An 8,370-nucleotide genomic window follows, 5' to 3' on the forward strand; every position below is an offset into this window, starting at 1 on the left:
CTCCTTTGATTTTTGTAATAAAAATTTGTATCATTCAATAATAATATAAAAGTTCATGAAACGGAAAAAATTTTTATTGGGAAATTGCTATAAGGTGAAAATGCCTTACAATAATGTAAGGAAAGTGTAAGGTGTTTAGATAGAGTATAGTATGTCATTTTTCGTATAATACAAGTACGGATATATGACTAGGGAAAAAGAAGTGCAAACAGGAGGCGCATGTATGAAATTGGTAATTAAAGTTTTAGTTGTATTCGCCATCATTCTAGGTGGAACAGCGTACTATTTGAACACAAAAACAGAAGGTGTACATGCTTTTGTAGACAACTTCTTTTCAAATAAAGAAATACAAGATTATTATGCGGTTATAGATAAAGGTGAGAAAAAAGACGGAGATTACTTGTATACATTTAAAGGGTATACAGAAGACGGAAAGTTACAAGTTGTTAAAAGAATGATGAACCGTGAATTGCATACAGGGGCGTTTATAAAAATTTATGCAAAAGGTATGCAAGGAAAAGGGTGGGCTGAAATCCCAAAAGAGTCAATCCCACAAAAAGCGTTGCAAAAAATAGAAAAACCATAAAAGGAGCGACTTATTCGCTCCTTTTTTAGTGCGTTAAAATAGTGATAGATGTTTTTTCTTTGTTAGACATGATTTTTGCACGTCCACCAATTGGGAAAGTGAAAATTGGGGTTGTATGCCCAAAACTTGCGTTTGCAATGATAGGGATATGTGCAAGTTCAGGTTTTGAAGTAATCATTTCTTGAATGTCTTCTATCGCACATTCTGCACCTTTTTGCATCTTTCCTATAACGATGCCTTTTACGTAATCGAAATCTTGTTGCTGCATAAGGGAATGTAAATAACGATCAAAGGTTTTAAGAGTAGCTTTTCCAGTTAAGCTATCCTCCTCAAGAAATAAAATTTTATCCTGTAAATTTGGCATATATGGTGTACCTTGCAGTAAATTCAATGTGCTCATATTACCACCGATAATCTCTCCAGTTGCTTCGCCTTCGTGAATTGAGACGTATCCTTCATTTTTAATGAAATCTCGGTTTTCCTGATCTACATACCAAGAATCATCGCTCCATGTTTCAGATGGCAGGACTTCAATAGGCTCATTAGAAGTTAAGCATTTTAAAAAGTAATCGGTCGTATACTCGAGTCCTTTCTCCATTCCAAATGAAGAGAAATGGGGTCCTGAATATGTAACAAGTCCTGTTTTTGTGTAAATTGCATTATTTAAAGCGGTAATATCAGAATAGCCACAGAAAAACTTCGGATTTTCTCGAATTAGATCATAATCGAGATGCTTTAATAAACCATTAGAGTTGTATCCGCCAAGTGTCGTCAAAATGGCTTTTACATTAGGGTCTCCAAATGCCTCGTGGAAGTCTTGAACGCGTGAAGAAATAGAAGAGGAAGCAAATCGATCTATCTCATCAGCATATGTTGAGAATGTAACTTGAAAGCCCATGTCGGCTAATCTTTTTATAGCAAGATTTCTGTTTTCAGTTGAGACAATACTTAAACTACAAGATGGTGAAATAACTCTAATTTCATCACCTTTTTTCAATCTTGTTGGTAGCACATAACTCACCCCTTTAAATGAAAGAATATTTAGATTTAAAAAATATTTTATCATATGAAATAAAGTGAAAGTGAATTATTTTTTGAAATGGAGTTTTCCTGATTTTTCAGCAGACAGACAGAGGTTTTTTTTGATATGATAGGAAAAGTGATTTATTATATACATTATTTAATATCTATAACATTTGAAAGGTGTGCAAGACGTGGAGAAACAACTTGCAGGCTTGCCGGTACACGTTCATTTCGTAACAGAAATCCGTGAAGGGGCGAGGAAGGAAACCGTTGCTTTTGAAGCAAATGGTCAATACTATGTAAAAGGTCAAGGTACATATGTAACATTCCAAGAGCCGAACGAACAGGGCGAAGTGAAAACAATTATTAAAATTCAAGATGAACAAGTTCTCATTATGCGTTCAGGTGCTGTTTCAATGCGTCAAACGCATGTGAAAGGTGAATGGACAACTGGTACGTACACGAGTGAACTTGGTACGTTTGCATTGCAAACAAAGACTGATAACGTTCTTTTTAAATGGTCGGATGAAAAGAAAAAAGGACAACTCTTCTTAACGTACGCATTGCTTCTAAGTGAACAAGAAGCTGGCAGATATACAATTACACTTAATTTGAAGGAGGCAAAATGATGAATTCTTTAGAACAAGTAAAAGGATTGATTAAAGAAGAAATTCAAGCTGCTGTATTAAAAGCAGAATTAGCAACAGAAGAACAGATTCCAAACGTTGTATTAGAATCTCCAAAAGATAAAACAAATGGTGACTTCTCTACAAACATGGCAATGCAACTTGCACGCGTTGCGAAAAAAGCACCTCGTATGATTGCAGAAGAATTAGTTGCAAACTTCGATAAAGCAAAAGCTTCTATTGAAAAAATTGAAATCGCAGGTCCTGGTTTCATTAACTTCTACATGGATAATAGCTACTTAACAGACTTAATTCCAACAATCGTTAACGCTGGCGAAGCGTACGGTGAAACGAATACTGGTAAAGGTGAAAAAGTACAAATTGAGTTCGTATCTGCGAACCCAACAGGTGACCTTCACTTAGGACATGCACGTGGCGCAGCAGTAGGTGACACTCTATGTAACCTATTAGCAAAAGCAGGGTACGATGTATCTCGTGAGTACTATATTAATGACGCTGGTAACCAAATTCATAACTTAGCTCTTTCTGTTGAAGCTCGTTACATGCAAGCTTTAGGCCTAGAGAAAGAAATGCCAGAAGACGGATACCATGGTGCGGATATCATTGGAATCGGTAAGCGTTTAGCTGAAGAATTTGGCGATCGTTATGCAAAAGCTGATGCTGAAGAAAGCTATGAGTTCTATCGTTCATACGGTTTAAAATATGAATTAGCAAAACTTCAAAAAGACTTAGAAAGCTTCCGTGTTAAATTTGATGTATGGTTCTCAGAAACATCATTATACAAAAACGGAAAAATCGATCAAGCTCTTGCTGTATTAAAAGAGCGTGAAGAAATCTTTGAAGAAGACGGCGCAACTTGGTTCCGTTCAATGACTTACGGGGATGACAAAAACCGTGTATTAATTAAAAACGACGGTTCTTACACATACTTAACGCCAGATATCGCGTATCACCGTGATAAATTAGAGCGTGGTTTCGATAAGTTAATCAACATTTGGGGTGCTGACCACCATGGTTACATTCCTCGTATGAAAGCTGCTATTCAAGCGTTAGGTTACGATAAAGAAACACTTGAAGTAGAAATCATCCAAATGGTACAACTATACCAAAACGGTGAAAAAATGAAGATGAGTAAACGTACAGGTAAAGCAGTTACACTTCGTGAGCTTATGGAAGAAGTAGGCGTGGACGCAATGCGTTACTTCTTCGCAATGCGTAGCGGTGATTCACATTTAGACTTCGATATGGACTTAGCTGTATCAAAATCTAATGAAAACCCAGTATACTATGCACAATATGCTCATGCTCGTGTATGCAGTATCCTTCGTCAAGGTGAAGAGTTAGGATTAGCTACAGGCGGAGACGTGAACTACAAACTTGTTACTTCTGAGAAAGAAGTAGAGTTACTGAAAAAACTTGGTGAATTCCCAGCTGTAGTTGCGGATGCAGCACAAAAACGTCTGCCACACCGCATTACAAACTATGCATTTGAATTAGCTGCAGCACTACACAGCTTCTACAATGCAGAAAAAGTATTAAACCAAGATAACTTAGAATTAAGTAAAGCTCGTTACGAATTAATGAAAGCAGTACGCACTACACTTCAAAACGCATTAGCAATCGTAGGAGTATCTGCACCAGAAAAAATGTAATAAAGAAAAGCGGAGCCGACTGTTTAGTCCCGAAGGCTAAGGTTCTTTCCCACAGAAGATGCATTTTATCTTCTCGTGGGGAAGGTTCTTAGACAGAAGGGGCTAGGAGGCAGAGCTGGACATAAAGAAAAGCGGAAGCGGACTTTCGTTTTTCAGTAAAAGGCAATCACACGATGTTGTGATTGCCTTTTTGTGTGGAGATAATAAAAAAATAAAATTTTATCAAACAAAAGGAGAATTTGCGTCGTCTTATATAAATGACAGGAGGTTTATGATGGAAGAAAAGGTAGAAGAATTAATTGATATATATAAGCAGCAAATATATTCCTTATGCTATAAGTTAGCGAAGACGAAAGAAGACGCGGAAGATATTTTTCAAGAGACGTGGATAAAAGTTTTTTCATCGCGGCACCAACTTTCTTACGTGGAGAATTATAAAAAGTGGATTACTACAATTTGTGTTCGTACGTTTTATGATTTTTATCGGAAAAAGAAAAGGTGGAAAGATCGTGTATTGGATTTATTTCATAAAGAAGATGGTGGAGAAATAGAGCATGCAGATGATGTGAATATGTCAGAAGAATTTATTCAAAAAGTCGAAGCAGAAATGATACGAGAAGTTATACAGTTATTAAATGAAAAATATAAAACTGTGCTCGTACTCTACTACTATGAACAATATTCTTACAAAGAAATGAGTGAAATATTAAATATACCAATTGGTACGGTGAAATACCGCCTTAATTATGCAAAGGAGCAAATGCGAGAACATTTGGAGGGGTTCGTTTATGAAGGAAGATAAATTTGATCAAAAGATAAAAAGTAGTTTAGCGGGAGAGATGATTCCTAGCGAAGAGCTGATAAATAATACGAAGCAGGGCGTGCGAAAGGCTCAGAAGTTAGAGAAGAGATGGATGATTTGTATTCACGCCATTTGGATTGTTTTGTTAACAGTTGTTATAGAACAATTTGTTACTCATTTAGATAACAAAATTCCAATTATTATAGCAGTCGTTATTATGATGCACGTATACATTCCGATATATGTTGTAATACAGTCATTTTTAAAGAAGGAGTATAAATTACATGAAAGAGTTCGCTAATCCGTTTGTAATATTTGAAGTAGCTGGAGTGACAATGTTTTTAGCTTTTATAGCACTTTTAATATGTGTTGCATCATGGGTATATACAGATGCTAAACCACATCAAATGAGTAAAGGATGGAGTGTTTTAGCGGTTATATTGCCATTCTTTATTGGGTTTTTATTATATATGGTGAGGAGAAGTAAAAAGAAAGTTGAAGGAGAATATAAGATGAATTTTGTTAAAAAACAGAAGGTAACATTAGTTGCGATATTGACAAGTACAATGTTTGTATTACTTAGTGGTTTTACTTTTGCGCAAACGTTAGATGATGCGTGGAGAGCAGGAGATATATATTTAGAAAATGAGAAGCAAGGGAAGACAAGTTACGAGGCAAAATTCTCATCATGGGATATTGCCGGTAAAGATATTGAACTTCAGTATGAAAAGGATACAGAAGTGACATTTTCTTATGAGACAGATGCAAAACGAGGGAACTTATGCTTTAGCGTATATGAAAGAAAAGGAGAAGGTATAAACGAATTAAAGGAAATTTGTGAATCGAAAAAAGGTACTTTTACAGTTACATTGAAAGCAAATGAAAAATATGTGTTTAATATAAGTGGTGTAATGGTGAAAGATGGATTTGTAAAAGTGTATTGGGAAGAGAAATAAAAGGGGCCCTGTAAAGGACCTCTTTTCTATTGAATAGTATAAGTAACAGAAAAGCTCACAGGACTGTAGTAAACGAAAGGTGCGTGAAATTGAACATACATATTTCCATCCGTTTTTGCAGTGAAAATACGGCCGTAACCATCAGAATAATGCCCAATAAGTTTATGATTTGAGTCATAAACACTGTAACTAGGAGTTTTACTGTTAGGTTGAATTGTTAACTCTTGTCCCTTTTGAAGGAAAATAGGTTCTTGTTCAGAACTACCTCCAGTTTGCAAAGAATAAAATTTTGTGAAGCTTTGTTCTTGAGCGGCAGCCGCAGCCTTTGTTTCAGGAATAAATGCGGTAGCACCAGTAATTCCTGCTAAAGTTAACGCACCAGCTAAAATCATTTTCTTCATAGTAGAAAAGCCTCCTTATTAGTTGTAATCGTTTTTGTTACAGTTAATATTGTATACGATAATGAGTAGGAAAAAATATGCTTTTATGCATATATATTTTTTCTCAATAAAAGACCACTGATTTTTATCAGTGGTCTTTTAAATGATTAAGCAGCTTTCTGTTCTGTTTGAGTAACAGGTTTTTGAATAGTGTTATAAACACCAGTTCCGATAACTTCTAGTGCCATTTTCATACGTTCAGGTGAAATATTCTCAAATACGTTATCTTGAGGTGTATGATATACCTTTTCGATATGATAGATTAATGGATTCCAACTATCGACACCCATCCAAATAAATAGAGCCGCAGGAATACCAACTTCAGCAAACGGTACGTGATCACTAGAGCCAAATTTTCCTTGCAGGACGAGGTCATTATTTAATTGTTTACTTGCTTGTAAGGCTGCGTCTGTTACAAGGTTTGGAGAACCGTTAGGCGTCATAGCATATAAATTCTTTGCTTTATCGTAATTTGTTGCGACCATGTCTGCGTTAAAGACACCTAAGATTCGATCGCGTTCTTTTTGGGATAAACTATTAACGTAATAATCGGAGCCAAGTAAGCCAGTTTCCTCAGAACCAAAAGCAATAAAGCGAATTTCTTTATCAGTTTCTACATTTTGCAAAGCACGAGCTAATTCTAATACTAACCCTGTACCAGAAGCGTTATCGTTTGCTCCAGGTGCTCCAACGACACTATCATAGTGCGAGCTTACAACGACAGCTTTTTCATTACCTGTACTGTTTTTTGGTTTCTTTTTAGCAATGACGTTTAAAGATTTTAAATTAGATTCATGTCTCGCTTTTAGGGAAAGAATTGTTGTCCCTTTTTTAGCGATTTCTTCTTTAAATGCATTTCCTTGCGCATAAGCAAGACCGAAGACAGGGATAGATTGCTTTTTCGTTAGGCGAGGATTGAAAGTTTGTCCGTAGTTCCCACGGCCTCCAATTAAACTGTATAAAAGAACCCCTTTTGCTCCTTTGCTAACGGCGTTTTCAACTTGTTTATTGTAGTCAGCTACTGTTGTTCCTCTTTCAAATAGAACAATCTTTCCATTTACTTCATTAGGAATATCCTCTAATTTTGTCCCACCTTGAACAAAGATAAGAGGAGCTGTAACAGCTTCTGTAGAAATTAGTGCGTTAGGAGCAGCGCCAGCTTGCCAATTACGTTTTGTGGATAATGGAGATTCAATAAAGCCAACATACTGATCTGGAACTTGAAATGGCTGATATTCTACCTCGTAGCCCATTGATTTAAGCTGCATACCAACGTAGCGAGAAGCCCATTCTTCTGATTTTGTGCCACCAGGGCGAGGACCAATTGTTTCGGATAAGAAACGGATGTGTTCGATGGCGCGGCTTGCATCAACTTGTTTTGTGATAGGTGAAGTCTGTGTGATTTCAGACGTGGAATCAGCTTTAGCTTGTCCAATTGGAGCCAAGCTAACAGCAAGTGATACAGCAAGCAAAGAGCTTACTATTTTTTGTTTTAAAGATTTTTTCATTTTTTCCTCTCCTATTCTTCTATTCTCTCTGACTGACAAAAGAAGACGGATAACGACTTCATTTTACCTTTACATTTATTATTTTTCAATATTCTGACATTGAGAAATAAAAAAATACTATATGTATATTTGCATATTTTTGATGGAGATATGTATGCTATCATTTTAAATGAAGGTTCGCTTTCTGCTTGGAAAGCTCCTACATTGCATGAATCTAGTGTACCCAAACTTTAGATTATGTAGAGAAAAGAATCCACTGTAGGGTTTCTTTTCTCGTGTTTGAATCATGTGATGATAAATATGTTTCCGCATTTCATAATTATCATCAGTGATATATGTAAGGCATCCATATGAAAATACGAGGCTGTTCAAAGGTTTTCCGTACTTTTGGACAGCCTCACCCCGTTAAAAGAACGATACCCTATGTATCGTTCTTTTTTGCATAAAAAAACACCCAATCAAATGTTCATTTGATTGGGTGTGAAAAATTATTAATAATATTTTTTTCGTTTTGTAGCTAAAATACTTAACAATCCAGCTAGTAGAAGTACGATACCTACTGTTTGGATAGAATCTTTCTTATGACCTGTATTTGGAAGTTCTTTACCTGTATTTCGTTCATCTTGCTGTTTATTTACCTGTGTTTCAGGATTTTCGTTTTCTAGTCCTTCAGAAGTTCCTTTACCATGTGTTTCAGGATTTCCGTTTTCTAGTCCTTCAGAAGTTTCTTTACCATGTGTTTCAGGATTTCCGTTT

10 protein-coding genes are annotated in these 8,370 nt (G+C 35.9%); 6 read left to right on the forward strand and 4 right to left on the reverse strand.

The window, feature by feature from the left end; translation table 11 throughout:
* Positions 1–223 precede the first annotated feature (223 nt).
* Positions 224–586, forward strand: a complete 363-nt coding sequence (locus ACQVV1_RS21465) for a YxeA family protein (protein ID WP_063223913.1) — start codon at positions 224–226, stop codon at positions 584–586.
* A gap of 25 nt (positions 587–611) precedes the next feature.
* Here ACQVV1_RS21465 and ACQVV1_RS21470 read toward each other — a convergent pair whose 3' ends face one another.
* Positions 612–1,598 carry a S66 family peptidase gene (locus tag ACQVV1_RS21470; RefSeq protein ID WP_242254160.1) on the reverse strand — a complete coding sequence of 329 codons (987 nt, stop codon included), beginning with the start codon at positions 1,596–1,598 and terminating at the stop codon, positions 612–614.
* Between the two features lie 202 nt (positions 1,599–1,800).
* On the opposite strand from ACQVV1_RS21470, the gene ACQVV1_RS21475 reads away from it, so the two are divergent.
* From ACQVV1_RS21475 to ACQVV1_RS21495, 5 genes are all read left to right on the forward strand, one after another.
* Complete coding sequence (locus ACQVV1_RS21475; protein WP_000414868.1) at positions 1,801–2,238, forward strand: YwiB family protein; 438 nt, start codon at positions 1,801–1,803, stop codon at positions 2,236–2,238.
* Positions 2,238–3,908: an arginine--tRNA ligase gene (argS, locus tag ACQVV1_RS21480; RefSeq protein WP_098556248.1), complete on the forward strand. Its 1,671-nt coding sequence runs from the start codon at positions 2,238–2,240 to the stop codon at positions 3,906–3,908. The genes ACQVV1_RS21475 and argS overlap by 1 nt, the downstream gene beginning before the upstream one ends.
* A 274-nt stretch (positions 3,909–4,182) precedes the next feature.
* The gene (locus ACQVV1_RS21485; RefSeq protein ID WP_431169476.1) at positions 4,183–4,710 is read left to right on the forward strand and encodes an RNA polymerase sigma factor; all 528 of its coding nucleotides are present in this window, start codon (positions 4,183–4,185) and stop codon (positions 4,708–4,710) included.
* Positions 4,697–5,011: an anti-sigma factor gene (locus ACQVV1_RS21490; protein WP_242254164.1), complete on the forward strand. Its 315-nt coding sequence runs from the start codon at positions 4,697–4,699 to the stop codon at positions 5,009–5,011. The genes ACQVV1_RS21485 and ACQVV1_RS21490 overlap by 14 nt, the downstream gene beginning before the upstream one ends.
* Positions 4,995–5,666 (forward strand): anti-sigma factor, encoded by a 672-nt coding sequence (locus ACQVV1_RS21495; RefSeq protein ID WP_431169477.1) that lies wholly within the window; start codon positions 4,995–4,997, stop codon positions 5,664–5,666. The genes ACQVV1_RS21490 and ACQVV1_RS21495 overlap by 17 nt, the downstream gene beginning before the upstream one ends.
* Before the next feature lie 26 nt (positions 5,667–5,692).
* Here ACQVV1_RS21495 and ACQVV1_RS21500 read toward each other — a convergent pair whose 3' ends face one another.
* From ACQVV1_RS21500 to ACQVV1_RS21510, 3 genes are all read right to left on the reverse strand, one after another.
* On the reverse strand, positions 5,693–6,067 hold the full coding sequence (locus tag ACQVV1_RS21500) for a hypothetical protein (protein ID WP_242254168.1): 375 nt from the start codon (positions 6,065–6,067) through the stop codon (positions 5,693–5,695).
* A 146-nt stretch (positions 6,068–6,213) separates the two neighbouring features.
* Positions 6,214–7,614, reverse strand: a complete 1,401-nt coding sequence (locus ACQVV1_RS21505) for a M28 family metallopeptidase (RefSeq protein WP_431169478.1) — start codon at positions 7,612–7,614, stop codon at positions 6,214–6,216.
* A gap of 491 nt (positions 7,615–8,105) precedes the next feature.
* Positions 8,106–8,370, reverse strand: a 265-nt coding sequence (locus tag ACQVV1_RS21510) for an LPXTG cell wall anchor domain-containing protein (RefSeq protein WP_431169479.1), incomplete at its 5' end; no start/stop codon positions are given.

Source organism: Bacillus basilensis (assembly GCF_050630465.1).
Classification (GTDB): Bacteria; Bacillota; Bacilli; order Bacillales; family Bacillaceae_G; genus Bacillus_A; species Bacillus_A basilensis.